Here is a 24,821-nt window from a genome sequence, read left to right as displayed (position 1 = left end):
TCACCCCCCGATGAAGGACAGAGTGAGTCACGGTGACCCCCTGATCAATAGGTGGGGCGAGAGGTGTCCAAATTGGAACATGGCTCTAGTCGTACGATCACCGGTGAGAGCGACGGCCTAAGGGAGAACATGTCCACCTGCGAACACCTCACCTCGTCCCAGGATCCGCCCGCGCGCACGCCCGCGGGGTGCGAGGAGTGCCTGGCTGCCGGGAGCCGCTGGGTCCACCTGCGCAGATGCCTGTCCTGCGGGCATGTCGGCTGCTGCGACTCCTCGCCGAACAAGCACGCCACCGCCCACTTCAAGGAGATCGGCCACCCGGTCGTCTCCTCCTTCGAGCCGGGCGAGACGTGGCGCTGGTGCTACGTCGATCAGATCCTCGGCTGACGCCGGCGCCTTCGGGGCCGGCCTCGGATGAGGCGCCTCTCAGCCCTGCGGAGGAGGGGTCCCGGCCTTTCGGCGGATGGAGGATCCCCGCGGGAGCGGGGAGTCTGGGATTCAGGCCGTGGCCGGGGTTCCCCTCCCGGGCACGGGTCGGAGCCCCCGGGGGATCAGGAGGCGTTCATGGAACACTCGGTCATGAGACGCAGGGCACGATGGGCGGGTACGGCGGCCGCCGCACTCGCCACCGTCGTCCTCGTCGCGTCGTGCGGCGCGCAGGGCCACCCGGCCACCGCCCATGATCCGGGCACGACGGCCGGCGCGAGCCCGAAGGCCGGCGCGACGGAGGCGCACGGCGGCCACGGAAGCGCCGCAGAGCCCCCGCCCGCGGCGCCGCTGCGGGCCTCGGAGCGGTTCGCCACCCTCACGCTGCCCGAGCCGTACACGCCGAAGGCCCCCTCGGGAGGCACCGACGAGTACCGCTGCTTCCTGCTCGACCCCGGGCTGGGCAAGCGGGCGTTCCTCACCGGCAGCCAGTTCCTCCCGCAGAACACCGATCTCGTCCACCACGCGATCATCTTCCGCGTCGATCCGGACAAGGCCGAGGCCGCCCGCAAGCTCGACGCCGGCACGCCGGGCGAGGGCTGGACCTGCTTCGGCGACGCCGGCATCGACGACGGCGCCTGGGTCGGCCACTGGGCGCCCGGCGCCGACGAGACCCTTCTCGACGAGAAGCTCGGCTACCCCATGCCGCCCGGCAGCAAGCTGATCATGCAGGTGCACTACAACCTGCTCGCCACCGGGGGCAAGCCGGGAGGCAGCGACCGGTCGGCGATCCGGCTCCGGCTCACCGACGGCAAGGCAGACCTCAAGCCGCTGGAGACCGTGACGCTCGCGGCCCCCGTCGAGCTTCCCTGTGCGCCGGGAGAGTCCGGTCCGCTGTGCGAGCGCGAGGCCGCGGTCCGAGACGTCGCCCAGCGCTTCGGGGAGCAGGCGGAGGCCGCCGTGACCGGTCTCGGCCAGTTCTGCCGCGCGGGCGGGCCCCCTGCCGCCGGGCCCACCCAGCACTGCGACCAGAAGGCCGAGGCGTCCGGCACCGTCCACGCCACCGCCGGGCACATGCACCTGCTCGGGCGCTCCATCAAGGTGGAGCTCAACCCCGGTACGCCGGGGGCGAAGACCCTGCTCGACATTCCCGACTACAACTTCGACGAGCAGGCCATCCGCCCGCTGGCCGAACCCGCCGCCGTCAAGGCCGGCGACACCCTCCGGGTGACCTGCACCCACGACGCAGGCCTGCGCGCGATGCTGCCCGCGCTGCGCGACCTGCCGCCGCGTTACGTGGTCTGGGGCGAGGGCACCAGCGACGAGATGTGCCTGGGCCTGCTCGTCTGGTCCGCCCGCTCCTGACTCCCTGCACCGTCCGGGCGGCCGATCGCCGTCCGGGCGACGCGGTGCGGCTGCGACGCTCCGCGGCAGGGAACAGCTGTCAGCGCAGGTGGGGCGGTATGTCGATGCCGTCGGGCAGCAGCGGGTCGGGTTCCAGCTCGTCCCGGACCATCCGGAGCGGGCGGACGCCGGCCCAGACGCCGAGCCGGGCGTCGGGGCCGTCGCCGTCGCCGGGCGGACCGGTGCGGATCTTCACCGACGCCTCCCGGGTGCTGAGTGCCAGCAGAGCGGTCGCCGCCAGCTCTTTGCGGCTGGGCTGCCGGGCGTAGTCCCACTGGCCGGGGGTGACGTGCTCGGTCAGGCAGCGCAGCCCGGCGAGCTTCTCCTCGGGATCGGTGACCGGCCGCGGCACCCCGTAGATCATGGCGCAGCGGTAGTTCACGCCGTGTTCGAACACCGATCGGGCCAGGACCAGCCCGTCCAGGTGCGTCACGGTGAGGCAGACGGTGGTCTCCGGAGAGGCCACCAGGCTACGGCTGGCCACCGAACCGTGGAAGTACACCACTTCGCGGTCCGGGCTCAGGCCGTAGACGGTGGGCACCACCATCGGGCAGCCGTCGACGACGACCCCGAGATGGCAGACGAACCCGTCGGCGAGGATGGCGTGCAGATCATCGCCGTCGAGGCTGCCCTGCTCGCGAAGGCGCCGGTGCCGGGTGCGTTCCGTCTCGATGATCTCCATGGCGGTAAGGTACCGATTCCGGCCCCAAATCGCCAAATCTCAACGAAATCCGTTGCCATGAAAGCCGATCGCCACGCACATCCCCTGACCGGCTAGTCGCGGGCCAGCGTCGCCTCTTCGGAGTCGAGCTCGTGCATGACCCGGCGGAGGACCTCGTCGTCGATGCGGCGCTCGTCGCGCAGCCGTACGAACACCTCACGCTCGGCCGCGAGCATCTCCCTGCGCAGCCGCCGGTAGACGGTGCCGGGAGTCTCCTCGCCCTCGGGGCCGCTGCCGCCGCCCAGGCGCTCCCATGCGGTGAGCGCACGGCGTTCGGCCCGGAGCCTGAGCTGCTCCACGACCTCCTGGTGGACCTCGGCCACACCGTCGGCCGTCAGCTCCTCCAGGCGGGCGAGCGCGGCCGTGGCGGCGGCCTGCTGGGCGGCCGCCTCGGCCAGGTCGTCGGCGAAGGTCTCCTGCTCGGTGGAGACCTTCAGCCGCCGGATCAGCCACGGGAACGACATGCCCTGCACCAGCAGCGTGCCGATCACCACCGTGAAAGTGAGGAACAGCAGCATCTCCCGGCCGGGGAAGTCCGGCAGGGCGAAGGCCGCGGCCAGGGACACCACGCCGCGCATGCCCGCCCAGCCGACGATCACGACGTTCTGCCAGGGCGGCGGCTCGGGCTCCCTGCGGCGGATCCCCGGCAGCAGCAGGCGGGGAAGCCAGGTGGCGGGAACCACCCAGACCACCCGGGCGGCCACCGCGACGGCGAAGACCGCCAGCGCGGCGCCGACGGGCTTCCACGGGTCCGCCCAGTCGAGCGCGCTGACGATCGGCCACATCTGCAGGCCGATCAGAGCGAAGACCACCGACTCCAGGAACAGGTCCACGACCCGCCAGAGCGCGCCGGACAGCAGCCGGGTGCCGAATCCGCTCCTGGGCAACCGGTGGCCGACCACCAGGCCGACGATCACTACGGAGACCACGCCGGAGGCGTGCACGGCCTCGGCCGCGAGGTAGACCCCGAACGGGATGAGCAGCATCACGGTGTTCTCGACCAGCGCGTCCCTGAGCACCGACATGATCCGGGTCAGCAGCCACGCGAGCGCCAGGCCGATCACCGCGCCGCCCGCGGCGGCGTAGACGAACTGCCCGACCGCGCCCGGCCAGGTGACCCCGTGCCCCACCGCGGCGGCCACCGCCACCCGGTAGGCGGTGAGCGCGGTGGCGTCGTTGAACAGGCTCTCGCCCACCAGGATGGTGATCACCCTGCGGGGCAGCCCCAGTCTGCGGGCCACCGCGACCGCGGCGACCGCGTCGGGCGGCGCCACGATGGCGCCGAGCGCGAAGGCCGCGGCGGGGTGCAGCTCCGGCAGGAGCAGGTGGACCACCAGGCCGATCACCAGCGTGCTGAACAGCACCAGCCCGACCGACAGGAGCGCGACCGGCCTGCGGACCGACTTGAGCCTCAGGTACGAGCTGTCGATCGCGGCCGAGTAGAGCAGCGGCGGAAGGAAGACCAGCAGGACGATCTCGGGATCCAGCTCGTAGGCCGGCACCAGCGGCGAAAGGGCCAGCCCGGCCAGGACCAGCAGCAGCGGCGCGGACCATCCCCTGCGCCTGGCCACGGCCGCCACCGCGATCGCGACAACGGACACCGCGAGCACCTGCGCCATCGCCGCCTGGCTCATCCCACCCCCGCCCCGTCAGGAGTGGTCAGCTTACGCGGCCCGCACGTCCGGCCGGCCGCCAGGCCCGGCGCACCGCCCGACCAGGGCGTCCTGCGTGCTCCGGGCCGCGCTCACCAGTCTCGGCGGTCGCCCCGGCCCTCGTAGCGCTGCTCGTCGTAGTGCTGTTCGTCGTAGCGCTGCTCGGGGCTGAGCCGCTCGCCGGTGGAGTGCGGCGGATCCTGGACGTAGGGGCGCGGCATCCGCTGCTCGGCCTGGTGGCCGTGGAGGTTCAGCGGGTCGGAGGGGTCCATGCCGGGGTCGTAGCCGGGCGGCGCGCCGTACAGGTCCCGCAGGTCCGCCGGATGACCCCCCTGCGGGGCGCCGGAGGCCTGCCGGGGCTCACCGAAGGCGTAGGGATCGGGCTGGGCCGGGGCGGGATAGCCGTAGGGGTCGGCCGCCGGGGCTCCGTGACCGGACTGCCGGCTCTGCGCCGCGAAGCCGAACGGGTCGGTGGAGTGGCCCTGGGAGGGGTAGGCGTCGGGGTCCGGCAGGCGCGCGGCGGACGGGAACTGGTCGACGTGGGGCGTGAACGGGTCGACCGGGCGCTGCGGGGCGGAGAAGGCGTCTACCGGGCGATCGGGGGCGGAGAAGGCGTCTACCGGGCGATCGGGGGCGGAGAAGGCGTCGGCGGGCTGCCTGGCGAAGGGGTCCGCCGGCTGCTGCGCGGCGTAGGGGCCGGGCTGCGCGGCATGGGGGTCCTGCGGCGGGCCGTACGAATCCGGCGTGCCGTACGGGGCGGGTTGCGCGGCGTAGGGATCCGGCGTGCCGTACGGATCGGGTTGCCGGTGGCCCTGGGGCGCGGCGTAGGGGTCACCGGCCGGCTGGTACGGCTGCTCGGCCGGGCCGCCGGGCTCGGCGAGGTTGGGCAGGCCGTACGGAAGGGAGTCACCGACGATCATGTTCTCCCGCGGCACCGCGTCGGCCGGGCCGTACCCGGGCGCGCGGTCCTGGAACCGGTCGGGCGGGGGCGTGGCACCCCGCGCGACGAGCACGTCGTTGGGGCCGAGCGCGACGGCCTGGCGCGGCTCCTCCGGTTGCGGCACGGCCTGACCGGACAGCGGATCGGTGTACTGCGGCTGGGCGTAGTCCTCCGGGCGGGGGCGGGCGTACTGCCCGGTGCCGGGGAGCTCGGCGTGACCGCCGGAGGCGTGTTCGTCCGCCTCGTCGGGGTACTGGCCGCCGGCCTCGATGAAACCCTCGTCCAGGGTGTCGACCAGGCGGCCCACGTCGTCCATGGGCATGCGGAAACTCGCGGTGCACATCTCGCCGCGCCACAGGCTCAGCACCAGCGTGCCTTCGTGCCACGTGACCCGGAGCACCCGCTCCTGACCACGCTCGTCAAAGAACACTTCGCCGAACGACGGCAACGGGACAACTTCCGACATGGAAGACATAGTCCTCTAACCAGCCTTTATTCGTCCACTCGACCTCGGGAAACCCTACCGAATCGGCCCTAACGTCCCCATCTTCCGCCCCAGGAACACCACGGGGAGGTCCGTTGTCGGCCTCTTACGGCGGTGTGGCTGGGTGGTCTCGCCAGTGTGCCACGGAAGACGGGTGCGAGGCTCCGGAACGCCGCGACGCGTCCGCTCGGTAACCCTCCGGAGAGCATGCCCCGGCCCGGCCACGTCAAGCGGCCGGGATCCCGGATTCGTGCGCGGACGGCGCCTCGTTGTCGGGGCGAGCGGGTACGGTTGGCTGTCGTGCCGACCGACTCGCTCACCTCCGACGAAGCCCCCGCCGCGACCTCCGGCGACACCGACTCCCCGGCGGACGCCTCCGCAGAGGTCGTCTCCGCAGAGGTCGTCTCCGCAGAGGTCGTCTCCGCAGAAGACGCCTCCGGCGGGGAGCCCGCGCGCGCCGCGGCGTCCACGGCCGACCTGCCCCCGGTGGACGAGCTGCTCGGCGCGGCCGTCAAGGCCGTCGGCGGCGTGGAGCGCCCCGGCCAGGTCGCGATGGCCAGGGCCGTCCAGCAGGCGATCGACGCGGGCGACCACCTGGCCGTCCAGGCCGGCACCGGCACCGGCAAGTCCCTGGCCTACCTGGTCCCCTCGATCCGGCACGCGATGACCTCCGAGGGCGCCGTGGTCGTCTCCACCGCGACGATCGCCCTCCAGCGCCAGCTCGTCGACCGCGACCTGCCCCGGCTGGCCAAGGCCCTCGCGCCGAGCCTGCCCGGCGAGCCCACCTTCGCGATCCTCAAGGGCCGCCGCAACTACCTGTGCCGCTACAAGGCCGCCGCGGGCTGGCCCGACGACGAGCCGGACCAGCTGTTCGACCCGCGCGAGGTGAGCCTCACCGGCCGGATGGTCCAGCGCATCCAGGAGTGGGCGGAGGAGACCGAGACCGGCGACCGCGACGAGCTGGTCCCCGGGGTCAGCGAGCAGGCCTGGCGGCAGTTCTCGGTGAGCTCGAGGGAGTGCCTGGGCGCGCAGCGCTGCCCGAGCGGCATGGAGTGCTTCGCCGAGCTCGCCCGCGCCCGGGCCGGGGAGTCCGACATCGTGGTGACCAACCACGCGCTGCTGGCGATCGACGCGATGGAGGACCTGCCGCTCCTGCCCGAGCACGAGGTCGTCATCGTGGACGAGGCCCACGAGCTGGTCGACCGGGTCACCTCCGTGGTGACCGGCGAGCTGTCGGAGACCATGGTCACGGTGGCCGTGAGCCGGGTCGGCCGGCTGATCGAGCAGCCGACCGCCGACCGGCTCATGGAGGCGGGCGACGACCTGAAGGCGCTGCTGGCCGCCGCCCCGCCGGGACGGCTCGACGAGCTGCCCCAGGTGCTCGGCCTGACCCTCGCACTGGTCCGCGACTCGGCGTGGGCCTGCATCACCGCCCTGGGCCCCCGCAACTCCTCCGACAAGGACGACCCGGAGAAGGCGGGGCTGCGCAAGGCCGCCTTCACCGCGCTGGACGAGGTCCACGACACCGCCCAGCGGATGCTGGACGCCTTCGGCCACGCCGAGGAGGTCGACCGGGCCGAGGTGGTCTGGCTGGACGGCGCCACCGATCGCCGCCCGCCGACCCTGCGGGTCGCCCCGCTGACCGTCGCCGGGATGCTCCGCGACAAGCTGTTCGGCGACCGCACGGTGGTGCTGACCTCCGCCACGCTCGCGCTGGGCGGCACCTTCGACGGCCTGGCCCGCCAGTGGGGCATCGGCCCGGCCGACGGCGACCGCTCCGGCTGGTCGGGGCTGGACGTCGGCTCCCCCTTCGACCACCCGCGCAGCGGCATCCTCTACGTCGCCAAGCATCTGCCCCAGCCGGGCCGCGACGGCCTGCCCGAGGCCTACCTCGATGAGATCACCGAGCTGATCGAGGCCGCCGGAGGCCGGACGCTGGGCCTGTTCTCCTCGATGCGCGCGGCCAAGGCGGCCACCGAGGCCCTGCGCGAACGTCTCAGCGTGCCGCTGCTCTGCCAGGGCGACGACTCCACGATGCTGCTGGTCAAGCAGTTCGCCGAGGACGAGCCGACCTGCCTGTTCGGCACCCTCTCGCTCTGGCAGGGCGTGGACGTGCCCGGCCCGTCGCTGCGGCTGGTCATCATCGACCGCATCCCCTTCCCCCGCCCCGACGACCCGCTGAGCTCCGCCCGCCAGCGTCACATCGCCGCCAAGGGCGGCAACGGCTTCATGTCGGTCGCCGCCACCCACGCCGCCCTGCTGCTCGCCCAGGGCGCCGGGCGCCTGCTCCGCAGCCAGCACGACAAGGGCGTGGTCGCCGTCCTCGACCCCCGCCTGGCCACCGCCCGCTACGCGGGCTTCCTGCGGGCCTCCCTGCCGCCGTTCTGGTCCACCAACGACCCGGACACGGTCCGGCAGGCGCTCAAGCGCCTGTCGGCCTCCTGAACGCGCGGCGGGCCTGAAGCCCTCCCCGTCAGGCGAAGGGTTTCAGGTCCGGGCGCTTGGGGTCGAGGTCGTCGCCGGAGGAGCGGCCGCGCAGCCGGCGCACGACCCACGGGCCCAGGTGGGTGCGGACCCACTGGACGTCCTCACGGCGCTTGGCCCGGGGGTCGACCTGCTCGCGGGGCGGCCAGGCCACCCGCCAGTCGTCCTCGCACGGGATGCCGAGGACGTCGCACACCTTGGCGGCCACCATCCGGTGACCCTCCTCGTTCATGTGCAGGCGGTCGTCGCTCCAGGCCCGCCAGTCGCGCAGGCCCTGCATCGACCACTGGTCGACCAGGCGGCAGCCGTACAGGTCGGCGATCGACCGGACGTGCATATAGAAGATCGCGAAGGTGCCCCGGGCGCGGCGCATGATCGGGGTGTCGCGCGGGTCCACCCCGGTGAACAGCAGCACCTCCGCCCCCGCGGCCCGCAGCTCCCGTACGGCTCCCGCCAGCTTCTTGGCCATCCGGTCGGGGTCGCTGCCCGGCCGGAGCAGGTCGTTGCCGCCGGCGCAGAGGCTGACCAGATCGGGGCGCATCCCCACGGCGAGCGGGACCTGCTCGGCGACGACCTGGTCGATGAGCTTGCCGCGCACCGCCAGGTTGGCATAGCGGAACTCCGGATCGAGCTCCGCCAGCCGCTCGGCGACCCGGTCGGCCCAGCCGCGGAAGCGTTCCGGCGCCCCGCCCCGGCCGTCCACGGCGGGGTCGTTCAGGCCCTCGGTGAAGCTGTCGCCGAGGGCGACGAACGAGGTGTAGTGCGTCACGGGTCCCCCGGTCCCACGACCGCGGCATCCGGCCGCGATCAGCTGTTCGGGCGCGCCGGTCTCCCGGGCGCCGCCGGTCAGTCGGAGGCCTCCGCCGGTCAGCCGGCGTCGGCGACGGCCCGCAGCGCGAGCACGTAGGAGTTGAGGCCGAAACCGGCGATGGTCCCGGTGGCCACCGCGGCCACCACCGAGGTGTGCCGGAACTCCTCGCGCGCGGCCGGGTTGGAGATGTGCACCTCCACCAGGGGCGCGGTGCGCTGGGCGATGGCGTCGCGCAGCGCGTAGGAGTAGTGGGTGAACGCCGCCGGGTTCAGCACCACCGGGATCCTCCCGTCGGCGGCCTCGTGCAGCCAGCCGACCAGCTCGGCCTCGTCGTCGGTCTGCCTGACCTCCACCGAAAGGCCCAGCTCCCGGCCGGTATTCCGGCACAGTTCGGCCAGGTCGGCGAAGGTCTCCGCGCCGTAGACGTCCGGCTCGCGGGTGCCCAGCCGCGACAGGTTCGGGCCGTTGAGAACGTAGACCGGTCTCATCTGATCACTCACCGCTCCTCACTCGCCGCGCGGACTGCTCGTCCCTCGCCGCCCACTCCGCTCGCGGCGTCATCGGGCGACCTCGTGGTAGGCGGCCTCCAGCAGTTCCTCGGCCGGGTTCTCCAGCGGGGAGACCTCGGCGAGGCCGTCCAGGACGACGAAGCGCAGGGTGGCACCGCGGCTCTTCTTGTCCAGCCGCATGTGGTCGCGGAGCGCGGGCCAGGCCTCCCGGCGGTAGGCGGTGGGCAGGCCGACCGAGGTCAGGATCGAGCGCGTGCGCTCCACGACGTCGGCGCCGATCCTGCCGTCCAGCCGGGACAGCTCGGCGGCGTAGACCATGCCGATGGCGACGGCCTCGCCGTGGCGCATCCGGTAGTCCTCGACCCGCTCGATGGCGTGGGCCAGGGTGTGTCCGTAGTTGAGGATCTCCCGCAGGCCGCCCTCACGCAGGTCCGCGCCGACCACGCGGGCCTTGATCCGGATCTTCCGCTCGATCAGCTCGCGGGTGTGCCGCCCCTCGGGGAGCCGGGCGCCCTCGGGATCGGCCTCGATGAGGTCCAGGATCACCGGGTCGGCGATGAACCCGCCCTTGATGATCTCCGCGAGCCCGCCGACGTAGTCGTCACGGGGGACAGAGACCAGCGTGGCCAGGTCGCACAGGACCCCGGCGGGCGGGTGGAAGGAGCCGACGAGGTTCTTGCCCTCGGGGGTGTTGATGCCGGTCTTGCCGCCCACCGCGGCGTCGACCATGCCGAGCAGGGTGGTCGGGACCTGCACGACCCTGACCCCGCGCAGCCAGGTGGCGGCCACGAACCCGGCCAGGTCGGTGGTGGCCCCGCCGCCGACGCCGACCACGGCGTCGGAGCGGGTGATCCCGTAGCGGCCGAAGGCCGACCAGAGCTCGGCGGCCACCTCGACGGTCTTGGCCCGCTCGGCGTCGGGCACCGGCAGCGCGACGACCTCGTATCCCGCCGCCTCGATCGCGCCGCAGACCGGCCGGGCGATCTCCGGCAGGCTCGCCGGATGCACGACCGCGACGGTGCGGACCTTCGGCCCGAGCAGCCCGGGCAGCTCGCCGAGTATCCCGGTGCCGACCACCACGTCGTACGGCGCCTCGCCCGGGACAGGGATCCTGGAGACCGTCATCGCCGCGCCTCCGCAGAACCGGCCTGCACGAACACTCCGCACCCGCTCATCCGCCGAGCCCCTTCACGATCTCGTCCACGACCTCGCCGGGCGTCCGCTCGTCGGTCGCGACCGTGACGGCGGCCAGCTCCTCGTAGATCGGGCGACGGGCGTCCATCAGCTTCTTGAGCTGGCTGCGCGGGTTGAACACCAGGAGCGGGCGCGCCGACCCCAGCCCCACCCGGGAGACCGCCTGGGACAGGCCGACCTCCAGGTAGACCACCGGGTGGCCGGCCAGCAGCTTCCGGGTCGCCTCGGCCAGGACGGCGCCGCCGCCCAGCGAGAGCACGCCGTCGTGTTCGGCCAGCGCCAGCCGTACGGCCTCCGCCTCCAGCTCTCGGAAGCGCTCCTCGCCGTCCTCGACGAAGATGTCGCTCACCGGCTTGCCGGCCACGGTCTCCACGTCGGCGTCGGTGTCGCGGAAGCCGACCCCGAGCCGCTCGGCCAGCAGCCTGCCGACGGTCGACTTGCCCGATCCCGGGGCACCGATCAACACCGCGCGCGGACTCATTTGATCACCATGGAGGAGAGGTATCCGGACAGGTTGCGGGCGACCTCCTCGACGGAGTCGCCGCCGAACTTCTCGAGCGCGGCGTCGGCCAGGACCAGCGCGACCATCGCCTCGGCGACGATCGCGGCGGCCGGGACCGCGCAGACGTCGGAGCGCTCGTGGTGGGCCTTGGCCGCCTCGCCGGTCAGCACGTCGATGGTGGCCAGCGCCCGCGGCACGGTGGAGATCGGCTTCATCGCGGCGCTGACGCGCAGCGGCTCGCCGTTGGTCATGCCGCCCTCGACGCCGCCGGCCCGGTTGGTGATGCGGCGCACGCCGTCCGGGGTGTTCTCGATCTCGTCGTGGGCGCGGGAGCCGGGACGGCGGGCGGTCTCGAAGCCGTCGCCGACCGCGACGCCCTTGATCGCCTGGATGCCCATCAGCGCGGCGGCCAGGCGGGCGTCGAGGCGGCGGTCCCAGTGGGTGTAACTGCCCAGGCCCGGCGGGAGGCCGTAGGCGAGCACCTCGACGACGCCGCCGAGGGTGTCGCCGTCCTTGTGCGCCTTGTCGATCTCGGCGACCATCGCGGCGCTGCCGGCCGGGTCGGCGCAGCGCACCGGGTCGGCGTCGACGGCGTCCATGTCGCCGGGACCGGGCACGACGCCCTCGGTGGTCTGCGCCGACCCGATGGAGACGACGTGGCTGACGATCTCGACGCCGAGGGCCTGCCTGAGGAAGTTCTTGGCGACCTGGCCGAGGGCGACGCGGGCGGCGGTCTCGCGGGCGCTGGCCCGGTCGAGCACCGGGCGGGCGTCGTCGAAGCCGTACTTCTGCATGCCGGCGAGGTCGGCGTGGCCCGGCCGGGGGCGCGAACGCGGCGCGTTGCGGGCCTGGCCCTCCAGCACCGCCGGGTCCACCGGGTCGGCCGCCATGACGGTCTCCCACTTGGGCCACTCGGTGTTGCCCACGCGGATGGCCACGGGGCTGCCGAGCGTGCGGCCGTGCCGCAGGCCGCCCACGACGGTGACGAGGTCCTGCTCGAACTTCATCCGGGCACCGCGGCCGTAGCCGAGGCGGCGCCGCGCCAGGGCGCGGTCGATGTCGGCCGTCGTCACCTCCACCCCTGCGGGCAGTCCTTCCAGGATCGCGACGAGCTCGGGGCCGTGGGACTCTCCGGCGGTCAACCAGCGCAACATGGGGACAAGTCTTCCACGTGCCGCCCACTGGAATGGCCGCAGCTCACCTGATGAGACACCGCTCTTCGGCCCGGCGGGTCCCCGTCCCCCGGACGGGGGGGAGACCCGGGAGCTGCCGCACGGGCGCCGGGACGGAGCGACCGCTCCGACACGTTCTCCCGCTGCGCCGGGATCCTGGGGGTACCGGTCTAGGATACGGGCGACCACGTCGAGATCGTCATCGTGCGATGGTGGAGCCCAAACCCGTGACCAGCAGCTCAGCGCCGCAAGGATTCAGCGACCTCTGGTCGAAGGACCGCGAACGACGCAACGCCGCCTACGAAGAGATGATGCAGGCGACCGGCGATCCGGTTCCCTGGGCCTACGAGGTGTGGGACGAGGTGGTCGGCAACCTCGCGCACGAAGACAACCACAACCGGGCGATCGCGGCGCAGATCCTGTGCAACCTGGCGATCGGCGACCCGGAGAAGCGCATCCTGAGAGACCTCGCCTCCCTGGTCGACGTGACCAGGGACGAGCGGTTCGTGACGGCGCGGCACTGCCTGCAGTCACTGTGGAAGATCGGGCTCGCCGGTCCCACCCAGCGGACGGCCCTGGTCGATGCGCTCGTCACGCGATTCGGTGAGTGCGTGTCGGAGAAGAACGTCACGCTGATCCGCAACGACATCATCGTCGGGCTGCGGAGACTCCACGAGGCCACGGGCGATGAGACGGTCGCGCAACGGGCGGCGGCGCTCATCGAGGCCGAGGACGACGTCAAGTACCGGCACAAGTACGCCACATCCTGGCGTCGATGACTTCGGGTGCCGGAAAGGCCGCCCCTGCAGGATCGCCAGGGCCCCGGATGAGCCGACGGCAGACGGACGGCCTGCGGCCCCGCACGGCCCCGCCCCGCCCTCCGCCGGAGATCCCGCGGCCTGCCGTACGAATGATCGCGGCAGCCGCCCTGCGATAGCGTTCAACCGTGGCGATCACGGTGGGCACGGTCGAGCGGATCTGGCGGTATCCGATCAAGTCGACGGGCGGCGAGTCGCTGGAGAGGGTGGTGGCGCCGGGACCGGTGCGCCTCGGCGACCCCGTCACCCTGATCTGAGAGCCGTCCCGTCCTGAGGGCGATCTGAGAGCCGTCCCGTCCTGAGGGCGGAAGCGTCCCCGCAGCGCGCTTCATGTCTCTCCGGGGGCTTAGGGTCGGCCGTATGCGTTTTGGGGTGCTGGGGCCGCTGACGGTGTGGACCGACGAGGGCGAGGTCGTCCCGATCCCCGGCTTGAAGGTGCGCGCGTTGCTCGCCGACCTGCTGGCCCATGAGGGCCGGGTGGTCTCCGCCGACCGGCTGGTGGACGACCTGTGGGGTGACGACGTGCCCGGCAACGCCACGGCCGCGCTCCAGGTGCGGGTCTCCCAGCTGCGCCGCGCGCTGGAGGACGCCGAGCCCGGCGGCAAGAACCTCGTCGTCTCCCGGGCGCCCGGCTACCGGCTCCAGGTGGATCCCGACGCGGTCGACGCCATGCGCTTCGGCAGGCTGCTGGGCGAGTCCCGGCTGGAGGAGGCGCTGGAGCTGTGGCGGGGCGCGGCGTTCGCGGACTTCTCGGACTTCGCGTTCGCCCGCCCGGTGGCGGTCCGGCTGGAGGAGGCCCGGCTGGGGGCGGTGGAGGAGCTCGCCGAGATACGGCTGGCGGCGGGCGAGCCCGTCGAGGTGTCCGAGCTCGTCGACGCGCACCCGCTGCGCGAACGGCTGCGCGCCGTGCACATGAAGGCCCTGTACCGCGCGGGACGCCAGAGCGAGGCGCTGGCCAGCTACGGCCGGCTGCGCGAGCAGCTCGCCGAGGAGCTCGGGCTGGACCCCTCTCCCGAGCTGGCCGCCCTGCACGAGCAGATCCTGCGCCAGGATCCCGCGCTCAGCGGGCCGGAGCGGCGTCCCTCCGGCAACCTTCCCGCCGCCGTCGGCGAGCTCATCGGGCGTGACGAGGCGGCGGCCGAGGTCCGCGCGCTGCTGGAGGCGGGCAGGCTCGTCACGCTCACCGGTCCCGGCGGCGTGGGCAAGACCAGCCTCGCGCTGGAGACGGCGCGGAAGCTGGCCGGCGCGTTCGCCGACGGCGCGTGGCTGGTGGAGCTGGCCGCCTACGGCAGGCGGACGCCGTCGCTGGCCGAGGCCGTGCTCGCCGTGCTGGACATCCGGGACGGCGGTGACGCCCCGGACGCACTCGACCGGCTGGCCGGTGCGCTGGCCGCCAGGGACATGCTGCTGGTCCTCGACAACTGCGAGCACGTGGTGGACCAGGCGGCCAAGCTGGCCGAGATGCTGCTGCGCGCCGCGCCCGGCCTGCGGATCCTGGCCACCAGCAGGGAGCCGCTGGCCGTGGCCGGTGAGGCGCTGTGGAGCGTGCCCGCGCTGGAGGTGCCCGACGGGGGCGGGCTCGACGAGGTGGCGGGATCCGACGCGGTACGGCTGTTCGTGGCCCGGGCCGCCGCCTCCGCCCGGGGGTTCGCGCTCGACGCGGGCAACGCCGAGGCCGTCGCGCAGCTGTGCCGCAGGCTGGACGGCCTGCCGCTGGCGCTGGAGCTGGCGGCGACCCGGGTGCGCGCGTTCGGCGTGGACGAGCTGGTGGCCCGGCTGGACGACCGGTTCCGGATGCTGGCCGGGTGGCAGCGGGGCGCGCCCGAGCGGCAGCAGACGCTCATGGCGACGATCGACTGGAGCTGGACCCTGCTCACCTCCGAGGAGCGGACCGTGCTGCGGCGGCTGGCCGTGCACGCCGACGGCTGCACGCTGGAGGCGGCGGAGGCGGTGTGCGCCGAGCCGGGGCTGGACGTGCTCGACCTGCTGGCCAGGCTGGTGGACAGGTCGCTGGTGACGGTCGTGGAGGGGCCTTCGGGGATGCGGTACCGCCTGCTGGAGTCGGTGGCGGCCTACTGCCTGCGGCGGCTGGACGACGCCGGGGAGACGTCCCGGATACGGCAGGCACATGTCCGGTATTTCATGACGCTGGCCGTACAGGCCCAGCCCCACCTGCGAGGAGGCGAGCAGGCGCGCTGGATGCGGCGGCTGGACGCCGAGGCCGCGAACCTGCGCGCCGCGCTCGACGCCGCCCCCGCCGGCGGCGCGTTGCGGCTGGCGAACGCGCTGGCCTGGTACTGGTTCCTGCGCGGCAGGCTGGGCGAGGGCAGAGCGGCACTGGCCAAGGCGCTGGCCAAGGCGCCGGACGAGGCCCCGGACGAGGCGCTGCACGGGGTGCCGGACGAGGTCTCGTCCGGGCAGGCCGGTGACGTCGAGCGGGCCGACGGCGCCGAGCGGGCCAGGGCGCGGGCGTGGGAGGCCGGGTTCGCGCTGCTGCTCGGCGAGGACGCGGACTGGGCGGAGGCGTTGCGGCGCATCGAGGATCCGGGCGACCGCGCCAGGGCGCAGTGGTTCGTCTCGCTCGGGCTGGCCGACCAGCGGGCGGCGCGGGACCTGGTGGACGAGGCGCTGGCCGTGTTCCGGGAGATCGGCGACCGGTGGGGTGCCGCGGCGGCGCTGAGCAGGCGCGCGCGTGACGCGTTCACCCGGCGCGACCACGCGGTGCTGGAGCGCGACGGCGGCGAGAGCGTCCGGATCTTCGGCGAGCTGGGCGACCGCTGGGGGCGGTTGCAGGCCGACGAGTGGCTCGGCGGGCTGGCCCAGATGCGGCGCGACTACGACGGTGCGGCCAGACTGTTCGGCAAGGGCCTGGGCACCGCCGAGGAGCTGGGGTTGTGGCCGGATGCCGTGCGGCGGCTCTCCTGGCTCGGCTGGATCGCCATGGACGGGGCCGACTACGACCGGGCGCTGGATCTCTGCGCGCGGGCGATGCGACTGGCCGCCGGGCAGGACTACCGCGAGGGACAGGTCTTCGCCGAGATGGGATACGCCTTCGCCGCCCGCCGCGCCGGTCGGCTGGAGCTGGCGGACAAGCATCTGAACAACCTGCTCGAAGGCGTCCCCCGCGGCGGCGAGCCGGTGCTGTTCCTGCCCGACGTGCTGGTCGAGCTGGGTTTCGCCAGTGAGCTGCGCGGCGATCCCGACACCGCCCGCACGCTCTTCCTCGAAGTGCTCGCCGCGGCCGAGGAGATCGGCGACCCCGGAACGATGACGCTCGCCGTCGAGGGGCTGGCGTCCGTCTCCTCCGGTGAGAAGGCCGCCGAGCTGCTGGGGCTGGCGGCCTCGGCCAGGATGGCGCACGGGACTCCGCCCAGCGAGTCCGAGCGGGCGGAGCTCGACCGGATCACCCGGCGGGTCCGGTCCGGACTGGGTGAGGACGCCTTCGCCGCCGCCTACGCGCGCGGTCGGGAGCTGACCCTCACCGACGCGTGCCCGTAGGCCTGTGGCAAAGCCGGTCGGAGCCATTCGTTGATCGCGGCGATGAGGATCGCGGCTTCGCAACGCACGGCGAGCTTGTCGGCCGGGTGCGATCCGGGCGGGTGCGGGGACGCCCGCAGCCGTCAGTCCGGCTCACCCGCCATGGCGGACTTCGATGCAGACCCTAGCGGCGCACGGTCTTGCCGTTCCGCCGGGCGGGCTCCGGCGGCGCGCGGCCGACCGTGCCGGGCAGGCTGATGCGCACCCGGGTGCCGCGGCCGGGCCGGCTGTCGATGTGCACCTGCCCGCTGTGCAGCTGGACGATCTTGTTGGTGATGGACAGCCCCACGCCGGTGCCGCCGATCGCCCGCTCCTCCGCCTCGCCGCCGCGGTAGAAGTCCTCCAGCACGTGCTCCAGATCCGCCGGGGCGATGCCGATCCCGGTGTCGCGCACCTCGATCGTCGGGACCGGTTCGCCCTCGACGACGGCGATGACGCTCCCGCCGGGCGGGGTGAACTTGATGGCGTTGTCCAGCACCTGGGTCAACGCGTGCTCCAGCCGGGCGGCGTCGACCCACACCATCACCGAGGCGGGGGCGTGCACGGCCACGACCAGGTGACCTTCGCGGGCCGCGGGCGTGACCTTCTCCACCGCGCGCCGGGCCAGCTCGGCCAGGTTCACCTCGCCCGGGTGGTGGGCGGCGGTGCGGGCGTTGAGGCTGGCCATCAGCAGCAGGTCGTCGATCAGCGCCAGGATGCGCTGGCTGTTGCGTTCGATCACCCGCAGGAACTTCTGCTCGGTCACCTCGTCCAGCTCGCCGTCCTGGATCAGCTGCAGGTAACTGGAGATCGAGGTCAGCGGGGTGCGCAGCTCGTGGTTGACGGTGCGCAGGAACTGGCTCTTCAGCTCCTCCGCCTCCTGCAGCCGGGTGACGATCTCGTCGGCGCGCTGGGTGTAGTAGCGGGCCTCCATCAGGCCGGCGACGGCGGCGGCCAGCGTGGTCAGCGCCTGGTGCTGGTGCTCGGTCAGGCGGCGCGGCATGTGGTCCATCACGCACACCGCGCCCAGGGCGTGGTCGTGGCTGGTGACGATCGGCGCGCCGCAGTAGAAGCGCACGTACGGCTCACCGGTCACCCACGGGTTCTCGAGGAAGCGCTCGTCGGCCAGCGCGTCGGGTATCTCCAGCACCTCGCGGCTGCAGATGACGTACGAGCACGCCGTCGCCTCCCGGCCGCCGTGGGTCGCGGTGATGCCGACGCGGCCCTTGTAGGTCTGGCCTTCGCTCTCGATGAGGGTGACCAGCGCGAGCGGTGTCTGACAGGCGGTCGCAGCCAGCTGGGCGATGGCGGTGAAATCAGGTTCGGGCACGGCGGTCAGGGACTGCAGGGTGGCCAGCTCCGCCACGCGCTCGGCCTCGTCGGCAGGTATCGGGATGGAAGCCATCGGGCCCTCCACACACGCTCATGATTGCTATGGAACGGTCGTGGTGGGTGACGCCCCGCTACAGCCGTGCTGGCCGAACTCCGGGCCAGGGGACTCCTACCCACCCGCCGACTCGACATAACCGCTGTATCGGCAGGTAGAAGCATTTTGACCGACCTCCAGCGCCGATCGCCCCGCCTCATCTCACCGGAGGCCACCCGCTGCGGCGACCGCGCCTGCGTTACCGGGCCGCGACCCTCGCCGCTGCGGTCAAGAGTGGCTCCGACCGGCTCCGGTACGGGCCCGGTCCCGCGCCGGGTCCGGCCGGCTGCCCGCCAGGTGCTCGGCCATCCGGTCGAAGAACTCGCTCCAGCCCGCCCTGGCCTGTTCGGCGTGCCCCTGGTCGGTGTTGACGCCGTGCTGGTGGAAGCGCATGACCGTCGCGCCGCCCTGCTCGGTCAGCGTGACCGTGACGGTCGAGGCGGGGCCGTCACCGGGGTTGTCGGGGTCGCCCGTGGTGAACACCAGCCGCTCGGATGCGGTCACCTCGCGGTAGACGCCGTTCAGCGTCATCTCGAAGCCCTCCTCGCCGACCATCGTGGCCTGCCAGATCCCGCCGGGCCTGGCGTCGAGGACGATCCGGTCGGCGGGGGTGGTGAAGATGCGCGGGCCGAACCAGCACGAGAAGCGCCTGGGTTCGGTCCAGGCCTCGTAGACCAGCTCACGGGGGGCGTCGAAGGTGCGGATGATCTCGTACTCGGCGGTCATCATCGCTCTGCCTCACAGGATTCGTGATCGGTTCCGACGAGACCCACGATGCCGGGTCGCCCTTACGGTCGGCTTCTCGTCTCCTTAAGGCTCCGATTCGGCCTGTATCCCGGCCCCGGGGACGGCGTGGACGGCCGGCCGGACGTCCCGGGGCGGTTATGTCAAGCGGCGAGGCCGGCCCGGCGGCTCCCGTCAGGAGCCGCTCAGGATGACGGCGAAAGTCCCGATGATCATGAACGGGCCGAAAGGGATCTCGGTCCCCCTCTGCGCCCGGCCCAGCGCGAGCAGGGCGGCGCCGTACAGGCCGCCGAACAGGTGGGTGAGGAACAGTCCGGCGAGGACCTCGCTCCAGCCGAGCCAGCCCAGGGCGCTGCCCAGGGCCAGGGCGAGCTTGGCGTCGCCCAGGCCGATCCCGGCCGGGTGGATCAGGAACAGCAGCAGGTAGAAGGCGCTCATCGCCAGGCCGCCGAGCACGGTCCGCAGCGCGTCGTCGGGGCGTTGCACGGCGGCGGCGGTCACCGCCAGGATCGTGAGGGTCCCCGCGTAGGCCGGCAGGGTCAGCCGGTCGGGGAGCCTGCGGACGGCCGTGTCGACGAACGCGAGCGGGACCGCCAGTACGGCCAGCCAGCCGAAGGCCAGCAGCTCCCCTGCGCAAGCGCCCAGAGCTCCCCCGTTCCGCCCTGCGGCTCCCCCCGCCCCCCCGGCGGACACCGTCACCGCCGCCAGGCCCGCCAGGAGGAGCACGGTGATCGATTCGACGGAGAGCGGCGGCGGCCCGATCGCGGCGGCGCAGGCCGGGCAGCGGCCCGTGAACGGCAGGACGGTCATGCCCCGCCCGCCCACGGGAGCCGCGCCTCCCCCACCCCGGGGAGCGGTCGTTCTCCGTCCGCTCCCCCGGATCGCGCACCGGCCGTCCCCCGGGACGAGGAGGGCGGCGCACGCCGGGCAGTGGGTGCGCGGCGGCCCGCCGTACCCGGCCGAGTGGCGGAAGACCGCGGCGCGCTGCAGGCCGCCCACGGCCAGGCCGAGCACGGCCAGCGGGACGATCCACCAGGGGGAGATCACCGATCGACCATAGTCCGGCCGGACTTCCCGCGCCCGCCGGGCGTTGAAGGTATGCCGGGTGCCTATGCCGCACCGGGGCGGCGTTCGCCCTCTCGGCGTTCCTGATGGGGATGCTGCTGGTGGGCGGGGCGAACATGGGCATGGGCGTGCTGCTCGGGCTGGCCGCGTTCGCCGCCCAGATGCTCGCGGCGCTGGTGCTCACCCACGGTCTGCCGGTGATCGACCGGGTCCACCTGGGTCCGGCCCAGCAGAACGGGGTCACCGCGGTGATCCTCGCCCTGGTCTTCGAGCGCGATTTCGGCGGGTTCGTCGCGGTGATCGCTCCGGCGATCCTGACGATCAACCTCGTCCACGTCGTAGCCAACCGAACCGCCGACGCCTGGGGGCCTCAGCGGTCTGTGCCATCCGCGCCACGGTGACTCCGGGGACGTCGGCGGCCAGCCGGTCGAGGGTCCCCGATCCCACGGCGGCGAAGGCCGCCAGCACGTCGCCCTCGATCACGAACGGCACCGGCCCGGCCACGTCGACCACCACGGCCGCGGCGCCCTCGTGCGCGGCGGCCTGGCAGACCTGCGGGACGGTGGACTGGATGGGCCGGGCGTCGGGGCGCCAGCGTTTGAGCGTCTCGGCCCCGGTGAAGGCGAGCACCGCCTCACGGCCGTCCTTGCCGACGAGCTTCGGCAGGGCCATCTCGCTCTCCTTCTCCTGCCTGAGCCCGTGCTCCCCGACCTCGGAGCTGGTCAGCAGGGCCACCACCGGGACCAGCAGGCGGGCGCCGCTCAGCGCGGCGACCACCTCTCCGGCGCCGGCCGTACCGGCGGAATAGCCGGCGAGCGCGGACGTCACGGAGACGTCGGCGCCGCCGTCGTCTCCGGGGACCAGGGGCTGCGGAATGCTCGGCACGAACCGCGAGCCTACCGGGGAGAAGCGTCCGGGCCGGCACGCGGTACCGCTCTGGTGGGGGCGGGCCGTACCGCGTGCCGGAGTACCGGGCAGGCCGGGGTCAGCCGAGGTCGGCGATGGCGGCCACCGGGCCGCCGCCGCTCGGCCCCTGGTGGACGGCGGCGACACTCACGAAGACCGCCGGGTCGCCGGTGACCGAGGCCGCCACGCCGCCGACGGTGGCCTTGATCTGGCGGTGCCAGTGCACGTCGGAGTCGTCGAGCATGATGTTGCGACGGCCGCGGACGCTGCCGGAGGGGTCGGCCTCGCACTTCATGAAGACGTTGACCAGGCGGCCCTTGAGGTCGGAGGGGTGCGGGCGCTCGGGCAGCTCGATGCCGCTGGAGCGGATCGCCTCCCAGATGCCGTCGGCGTCCAGCGCGTCCTTCATGACCGAGTGGCCGATGCGGTAGCGCCCGCCGATGCCGCGGACGTTGCCGACGACCACGATCTGGGCGCGGTCGAGCTCGACCCCGCTGGAGCACGACGCGACCGAGGAGTACAGCGACAGGTCACGGTGGATCTGCTCGGCCGTGGGCATCTCGATCTCGCCGAGGGCGACGGCGATGCCGAGCGCGGTGGTGGAGTTGGAGATGTCCATTGAGGGGCCGGTGTCCTCGGTCACCACGTCCTTGCCGCGCGACTTGGCGTCGTTGATGGTGGCCAGGGTCAGCAGCGGCGTCTTGGTCTGCACGTAGTGGACGTCGGCGGGGTCGTCGATCCCGGCGAGTTTCATGGCCTCGCGCACTCCGGCGGCGACCTTCTCCACCATGGCCGGGCGGCCGATGTCCTCGGGCAGGATGACCTCGCTCATCGCGATGCCGACGCTGACGCGCGGCTCGTCGCCGGGCTCGGCGCCCGGGTCGACGGCGGTGGTGGCGAAGATCGTGGCGTGCGGGCTGAGCACGCCGTCGGTGCCGCCGGACCACACCAGCGGGACGCTCTCCGGCGACGGGTGGCCCTTGGCGGCGAGCACCTCCCGGAAGGCGCGGTCGGCCAGGATGCGGGTGTAGTCGTTCACCCCGCCGTTGCCCTCGGTCTTGCCGATCACCGCGAGCACCCGGTGCGCCTCGATCACCCCGTCGTCGATGAGCTTCTCCAGCCCGGAGGCGTCGGTCACGCTCTCGATGGCCACCTTGCGCACTTCGATCGGTTCCGGCATCACAGCCACCTTCCAGTCGGGTCGTCTTACTTCCGCACCACGGTTCCGGCCTGCCCGGTGACCGCCGCTGCGATGTTCTCGAGTGAGGTGATGACCGCCTGGTCGCCGCCGTGCTCGACGAAGCGCAGGGCGGCCTCCACCTTCGGGCCCATACTGCCCTCGGCGAAGTGGCCCGCCGCGTGCAGCTCGCGGAGCTCGGAGGCGGTGATCGGGCCGATCGGGCGGGCGTGCGCCGTACCGAACCCCACGACGGCCTGCGGCACATCGGTGGCGATCACCAGCGTGGCGGCCCGCACGGTCCTGGCCAGCAGGGTCGCGGCCAGGTCCTTGTCGATGACGGCCTCGACCCCGGTCAGCTTCCCCTCCGCGTCGCGGATCACGGGCACTCCCCCGCCGCCGGCCGCCACGACGACGAACCCGGCGGCCATCAGCGCGGCCACCGCAGGCGCGTCGAGGATTTGCAGCGGCTCCGGGGAGGCGACCACCCGGCGCCAGCCCCGCTCGAACCGCCGCCAGGTCTGGCCCAGTCCCTCGAACCGGCGGGCCTCGGCCTCGGTGAAGTAGCGGCCGATCGGTTTGACCGGATTGTCGAAGGCCGGGTCGGCGGGGTCGACGAGCGTGCGGGTCACCACGACGGCGGCGCGGCCCTCCAGCGCGTTGAGCACGAGCGTGCCGATCGTCGCCTGGGTCTGCGCCCCGCACCAGTCGAGCGGCACCGGAGGCACCACGTCCGCGGCGAGCTGGTTCTTCAGGATCAGGTTTCCCACCTGCGGACCGTTGCCGTGGGTGAGGACCACCTGATGGCCCGCGGCGATCAGCGCGGCGGCATGCCGCATCGCCCCCTCGACGGCGCGGCGCTGGTCATCCGGCGTCGCGCTCCCGTCCGAGGCCGTCATGGCGTTGCCGCCCAGCGCGATCACCACACGTTCACCCACAGGGGCGACGGTAACGGCCCGCCGCCTCACCCTCATGGGCACTTCTCGCCCAATGAACAGGTGTTCTTCGGCAGAACTCACCGACCGGTCGCCGTCGGGCATCGGTGTCCCGCGGCGGGAGCGCGGCCCGCCCGCGAAAGCGGGCCTCCCCGGCCCGGCGGCACGGCCGAAGTTGTACGGCGGTGCCAAGTTCGCCGGGCAAGCGGTGCGGCGGGGCCATAGAACCCGGCAGCGGACACGGGACAAGCTGCCCTTCCGGGTTCCTTCGGAGGAGAGATCGTGGGGCAGCTCCGTCTCGGCCAGATCGCCGTGATCATCCTGTGCGCCGTGGTCGGGCTCGCGGTCCTCGTCTTCGCCGCCGACACGCTGGTGAGCCGGGAGGCGGCGCCCGGGCCGGACGAGCCGCCCAGGGCCGACCGGGTCGCCGAGGCCAGGCGGATGGCCTCCGAGGGATTGGACGAGGCCAACGACTTCGGCTGCCGTCCCCGTGAGAGCACGCCGTACCCGGTGATCCTGGTGCACGGGGCCAGGAGCACCGGGGCGGTGACGTGGCCGGTGGCGGCGCCGTACCTGAGCAAGCAGGGATACTGCGTCTTCGCCTTCGACTACGGGTGGAGCCGGTCCGTCAGGGAGTCGGCGCAGGCCCTGGGGATCTTCGTGGAGGGCGTGCTCCAGGCGACCGGGGCCGGGAAGGTGGCGATCGTCGGGCACAGCCTCGGCGGGATCGTGCCCCGGGCCTACATGCGTTTCGAGGACGGGGCGGGCAAGGTCGCCGAGCTGGTCACGCTGGGGGCCCCGCACCACAGGCTCACCGGGGAGCTGAGCGAGAGCTGCGGCCGGGAGACGGTCTGCGACGAGCTGCGCTCGGACTCCGACCTGATGAAGGCGCTCAACACCCCGTCGATGGTCGAGCCCGGCGTGAGCTACACCGCCCTCGGTCTGAAGGCCGAGCAGCAGGCCGCCTCCACCTTCATCGAGGGGCCGCCCGAGCAGGTGGGCAACCGGCTGCTCCAGGACGACTGCCCGCTCAAGGGGCTCATCGAGGGCGCCGTCGGGCACAACCTGGAGACGCTGGACCCGGTGATGCTCTCCTACGTCAACAAGGCGCTGGAGGCACCCGGGCCGCTGCCCGAGGACTACCGGCCCGACTGCTTCGCGCTCATCATCTGAACGACCTCGGCGACCACCCGCTCCCGCATGGGCTGCAGGTAGAAGTGGTCACCGGGGAAGGTCGTCAGGGAGAAGCCCGAGGCCGTGCACGCCTCCCAGGACTTGGCCTGGGCCGCCGTGACGACCGGGTCCGCCTCGCCGACGAGCGCGGAGATCGGGGTGCGCAGCGGAGGGCCGGGGCGGGAACGGTGGTTCTCGATCAGCCGGAAGTCGCCGCGGACGTAGGGCAGGACGACCTCCCGCATCGCCCGGTGGGCGAGGATCTCCGACTCGGTGCCTCCCAGCCGGGCGAGCTCGCTCACCAGGCGGTCGTCGTCGTACTCCGAGAGCCTGCGCCTCTCCCAGCGCTCGTGCGGCGCCGAGCACCCCGAGACGAACAGCCGGGCCGGGCCGGGCCCGCCCGTCTCCAGAAGGCGCGTGACCTCGTAGGCGAGCAGCGCGCCCATGCTGTGGCCGAACAGCGCGAAGCGCCGGTCCATCAGGGGGGCGAGCTCCCCGGCGATCTCGGCGGCCAGCGCGTCCAGGCTCTCCGGGAACGGCTCGGTGAACCGGTCGGCCCGGCCGGGGAGCTGCACGGCGTACAGCTCGACGGAGTCCGGCAGCAGCGCGGGCCACTCGCGGTAGGCGGTGGCCGAGCCACCGGCGTGCGCGAAGCAGACCAGCCGGGTGGTCGCCCCCGGCCGGGGACGGGGGCAGCGGAGCAGGGTCATCGGGGCGCGCTCTCCGTGCCGGGGAACGCGCGGGCTCCGGTCCGGAAACCGC

Annotated in this window: 23 protein-coding genes; 8 read left to right on the top strand and 15 right to left on the bottom strand. The window is 73.2% G+C overall.

What is annotated here, in order from left to right; genetic code table 11:
* Nucleotides 1-129 precede the first annotated feature (129 nt).
* The gene (locus HS041_RS24705; RefSeq protein ID WP_196443180.1) at nucleotides 130-387 is read left to right on the top strand and encodes a ubiquitin carboxyl-terminal hydrolase 14; all 258 of its coding nucleotides are present in this window, start codon (nucleotides 130-132) and stop codon (nucleotides 385-387) included.
* A 177-nt stretch (nucleotides 388-564) separates the two neighbouring features.
* Nucleotides 565-1,791 carry a monooxygenase gene (locus tag HS041_RS24700; protein WP_230879585.1) on the top strand — a complete coding sequence of 409 codons (1,227 nt, stop codon included), beginning with the start codon at nucleotides 565-567 and terminating at the stop codon, nucleotides 1,789-1,791.
* Nucleotides 1,792-1,870: 79 nt separating this feature from the next.
* On the opposite strand, the gene HS041_RS24695 is transcribed toward HS041_RS24700, so the two are convergent.
* The 3 genes from HS041_RS24695 to HS041_RS24685 all read right to left on the bottom strand — a co-directional run bounded on the left by HS041_RS24695 (nucleotide 1,871) and on the right by HS041_RS24685 (nucleotide 5,609).
* Nucleotides 1,871-2,512: a pyridoxamine 5'-phosphate oxidase family protein gene (locus HS041_RS24695; RefSeq protein WP_196443179.1), complete on the bottom strand. Its 642-nt coding sequence runs from the start codon at nucleotides 2,510-2,512 to the stop codon at nucleotides 1,871-1,873.
* 92 nt (nucleotides 2,513-2,604) lie between these two features.
* A complete protein-coding gene (locus HS041_RS24690) occupies nucleotides 2,605-4,185 on the bottom strand; it encodes a Na+/H+ antiporter (protein ID WP_196443178.1) in 1,581 nt (526 codons plus the stop codon).
* Between the two features lie 110 nt (nucleotides 4,186-4,295).
* Entirely contained in the window at nucleotides 4,296-5,609 is a 1,314-nt protein-coding gene (locus HS041_RS24685) for a hypothetical protein (RefSeq protein ID WP_196443177.1), read from the bottom strand.
* 504 nt (nucleotides 5,610-6,113) lie between these two features.
* Between HS041_RS24685 and HS041_RS24680 the strand changes: the two genes are divergently transcribed.
* Nucleotides 6,114-8,072: an ATP-dependent DNA helicase gene (locus tag HS041_RS24680; protein ID WP_307845483.1), complete on the top strand. Its 1,959-nt coding sequence runs from the start codon at nucleotides 6,114-6,116 to the stop codon at nucleotides 8,070-8,072.
* A 28-nt stretch (nucleotides 8,073-8,100) separates the two neighbouring features.
* Here the strand turns inward: HS041_RS24680 and HS041_RS24675 are convergent, their stop codons facing one another.
* The 5 genes from HS041_RS24675 to aroC all read right to left on the bottom strand — a co-directional run bounded on the left by HS041_RS24675 (nucleotide 8,101) and on the right by aroC (nucleotide 12,281).
* Nucleotides 8,101-8,880 carry an SGNH/GDSL hydrolase family protein gene (locus HS041_RS24675; protein ID WP_196443176.1) on the bottom strand — a complete coding sequence of 260 codons (780 nt, stop codon included), beginning with the start codon at nucleotides 8,878-8,880 and terminating at the stop codon, nucleotides 8,101-8,103.
* Between the two features lie 98 nt (nucleotides 8,881-8,978).
* The gene (gene aroQ, locus HS041_RS24670; RefSeq protein WP_196443536.1) at nucleotides 8,979-9,410 is read right to left on the bottom strand and encodes a type II 3-dehydroquinate dehydratase; all 432 of its coding nucleotides are present in this window, start codon (nucleotides 9,408-9,410) and stop codon (nucleotides 8,979-8,981) included.
* A 69-nt stretch (nucleotides 9,411-9,479) separates the two neighbouring features.
* Complete coding sequence (gene aroB, locus HS041_RS24665) at nucleotides 9,480-10,556, bottom strand: 3-dehydroquinate synthase (protein WP_196443175.1); 1,077 nt, start codon at nucleotides 10,554-10,556, stop codon at nucleotides 9,480-9,482.
* 46 nt (nucleotides 10,557-10,602) lie between these two features.
* Nucleotides 10,603-11,106 carry a shikimate kinase gene (locus tag HS041_RS24660; RefSeq protein ID WP_196443174.1) on the bottom strand — a complete coding sequence of 168 codons (504 nt, stop codon included), beginning with the start codon at nucleotides 11,104-11,106 and terminating at the stop codon, nucleotides 10,603-10,605.
* Nucleotides 11,103-12,281 carry a chorismate synthase gene (aroC, locus tag HS041_RS24655; protein ID WP_196443173.1) on the bottom strand — a complete coding sequence of 393 codons (1,179 nt, stop codon included), beginning with the start codon at nucleotides 12,279-12,281 and terminating at the stop codon, nucleotides 11,103-11,105. The genes HS041_RS24660 and aroC overlap by 4 nt, the downstream gene beginning before the upstream one ends.
* Before the next feature lie 245 nt (nucleotides 12,282-12,526).
* Between aroC and HS041_RS24650 the strand changes: the two genes are divergently transcribed.
* From HS041_RS24650 to HS041_RS24645, 3 genes are all read left to right on the top strand, one after another.
* Complete coding sequence (locus HS041_RS24650) at nucleotides 12,527-13,078, top strand: hypothetical protein (RefSeq protein ID WP_196443172.1); 552 nt, start codon at nucleotides 12,527-12,529, stop codon at nucleotides 13,076-13,078.
* A gap of 167 nt (nucleotides 13,079-13,245) precedes the next feature.
* Nucleotides 13,246-13,374: an MOSC domain-containing protein gene (locus HS041_RS38635; RefSeq protein ID WP_230879584.1), complete on the top strand. Its 129-nt coding sequence runs from the start codon at nucleotides 13,246-13,248 to the stop codon at nucleotides 13,372-13,374.
* Between the two features lie 103 nt (nucleotides 13,375-13,477).
* A complete protein-coding gene (locus tag HS041_RS24645; RefSeq protein WP_196443171.1) occupies nucleotides 13,478-16,615 on the top strand; it encodes an AfsR/SARP family transcriptional regulator in 3,138 nt (1,045 codons plus the stop codon).
* Between the two features lie 163 nt (nucleotides 16,616-16,778).
* On the opposite strand, the gene HS041_RS24640 is transcribed toward HS041_RS24645, so the two are convergent.
* The 3 genes from HS041_RS24640 to HS041_RS24630 form a co-directional block, all read right to left on the bottom strand.
* Nucleotides 16,779-18,038: a GAF domain-containing sensor histidine kinase gene (locus tag HS041_RS24640; protein ID WP_196443170.1), complete on the bottom strand. Its 1,260-nt coding sequence runs from the start codon at nucleotides 18,036-18,038 to the stop codon at nucleotides 16,779-16,781.
* 249 nt (nucleotides 18,039-18,287) lie between these two features.
* Nucleotides 18,288-18,788, bottom strand: coding sequence for an SRPBCC family protein (locus tag HS041_RS24635; RefSeq protein ID WP_196443169.1), 501 nt, complete (start codon nucleotides 18,786-18,788; stop codon nucleotides 18,288-18,290).
* A gap of 189 nt (nucleotides 18,789-18,977) precedes the next feature.
* A complete protein-coding gene (locus tag HS041_RS24630; protein ID WP_196443168.1) occupies nucleotides 18,978-19,850 on the bottom strand; it encodes a prepilin peptidase in 873 nt (290 codons plus the stop codon).
* A 104-nt stretch (nucleotides 19,851-19,954) separates the two neighbouring features.
* On the opposite strand from HS041_RS24630, the gene HS041_RS24625 reads away from it, so the two are divergent.
* Nucleotides 19,955-20,269 (top strand): hypothetical protein, encoded by a 315-nt coding sequence (locus HS041_RS24625; protein ID WP_196443167.1) that lies wholly within the window; start codon nucleotides 19,955-19,957, stop codon nucleotides 20,267-20,269.
* On the opposite strand, the gene HS041_RS24620 is transcribed toward HS041_RS24625, so the two are convergent.
* The 3 genes from HS041_RS24620 to HS041_RS24610 form a co-directional block, all read right to left on the bottom strand.
* Nucleotides 20,190-20,753 (bottom strand): SseB family protein, encoded by a 564-nt coding sequence (locus HS041_RS24620; RefSeq protein WP_196443166.1) that lies wholly within the window; start codon nucleotides 20,751-20,753, stop codon nucleotides 20,190-20,192. The two genes, HS041_RS24625 and HS041_RS24620, sit on opposite strands and share 80 nt — an antisense overlap.
* A gap of 100 nt (nucleotides 20,754-20,853) precedes the next feature.
* Nucleotides 20,854-21,954, bottom strand: a complete 1,101-nt coding sequence (gene bar / locus HS041_RS24615) for a barbiturase (protein WP_196443165.1) — start codon at nucleotides 21,952-21,954, stop codon at nucleotides 20,854-20,856.
* A 26-nt stretch (nucleotides 21,955-21,980) separates the two neighbouring features.
* On the bottom strand, nucleotides 21,981-22,889 hold the full coding sequence (locus HS041_RS24610; protein WP_307845447.1) for a carbamate kinase: 909 nt from the start codon (nucleotides 22,887-22,889) through the stop codon (nucleotides 21,981-21,983).
* Nucleotides 22,890-23,168: 279 nt separating this feature from the next.
* Here HS041_RS24610 and HS041_RS24605 point away from each other — a divergent pair, with 279 nt between their 5' ends.
* Nucleotides 23,169-24,059, top strand: a complete 891-nt coding sequence (locus HS041_RS24605) for an esterase/lipase family protein (RefSeq protein WP_196443163.1) — start codon at nucleotides 23,169-23,171, stop codon at nucleotides 24,057-24,059.
* Here the strand turns inward: HS041_RS24605 and HS041_RS24600 are convergent.
* Nucleotides 24,026-24,769, bottom strand: coding sequence for a thioesterase II family protein (locus HS041_RS24600; RefSeq protein ID WP_196443162.1), 744 nt, complete (start codon nucleotides 24,767-24,769; stop codon nucleotides 24,026-24,028). The two genes, HS041_RS24605 and HS041_RS24600, sit on opposite strands and share 34 nt — an antisense overlap.
* Nucleotides 24,770-24,821: the final 52 nt, after the last annotated feature.

It is taken from the genome of Planomonospora sp. ID67723 (assembly GCF_015711605.1).
In the GTDB taxonomy this organism is placed as follows: domain Bacteria; phylum Actinomycetota; class Actinomycetes; order Streptosporangiales; family Streptosporangiaceae; genus Planomonospora_A.
This window is presented reverse-complemented; position numbering and strand designations above follow the sequence as displayed.

Coding starts and splice junctions, on each gene's coding strand:
- HS041_RS24660 (WP_196443174.1), bottom strand. CDS start 11,106: ATGAGTCCGCGCGCGGTGTTGATCGGTGCCCCGGGATCGGGCAAGTCG.
- aroQ (WP_196443536.1), bottom strand. CDS start 9,410: ATGAGACCGGTCTACGTTCTCAACGGCCCGAACCTGTCGCGGCTGGGC.
- HS041_RS24625 (WP_196443167.1), top strand. CDS start 19,955: ATGGGGATGCTGCTGGTGGGCGGGGCGAACATGGGCATGGGCGTGCTG.
- HS041_RS24690 (WP_196443178.1), bottom strand. CDS start 4,185: ATGAGCCAGGCGGCGATGGCGCAGGTGCTCGCGGTGTCCGTTGTCGCG.
- HS041_RS24700 (WP_230879585.1), top strand. CDS start 565: ATGGAACACTCGGTCATGAGACGCAGGGCACGATGGGCGGGTACGGCG.
- HS041_RS24600 (WP_196443162.1), bottom strand. CDS start 24,769: ATGACCCTGCTCCGCTGCCCCCGTCCCCGGCCGGGGGCGACCACCCGG.
- HS041_RS24685 (WP_196443177.1), bottom strand. CDS start 5,609: ATGTCGGAAGTTGTCCCGTTGCCGTCGTTCGGCGAAGTGTTCTTTGAC.
- HS041_RS24695 (WP_196443179.1), bottom strand. CDS start 2,512: ATGGAGATCATCGAGACGGAACGCACCCGGCACCGGCGCCTTCGCGAG.
- HS041_RS24705 (WP_196443180.1), top strand. CDS start 130: ATGTCCACCTGCGAACACCTCACCTCGTCCCAGGATCCGCCCGCGCGC.
- aroB (WP_196443175.1), bottom strand. CDS start 10,556: ATGACGGTCTCCAGGATCCCTGTCCCGGGCGAGGCGCCGTACGACGTG.
- HS041_RS24635 (WP_196443169.1), bottom strand. CDS start 18,788: ATGATGACCGCCGAGTACGAGATCATCCGCACCTTCGACGCCCCCCGT.
- HS041_RS24645 (WP_196443171.1), top strand. CDS start 13,478: ATGCGTTTTGGGGTGCTGGGGCCGCTGACGGTGTGGACCGACGAGGGC.
- aroC (WP_196443173.1), bottom strand. CDS start 12,281: ATGTTGCGCTGGTTGACCGCCGGAGAGTCCCACGGCCCCGAGCTCGTC.
- bar (WP_196443165.1), bottom strand. CDS start 21,954: ATGCCGGAACCGATCGAAGTGCGCAAGGTGGCCATCGAGAGCGTGACC.
- HS041_RS24640 (WP_196443170.1), bottom strand. CDS start 18,038: ATGGCTTCCATCCCGATACCTGCCGACGAGGCCGAGCGCGTGGCGGAG.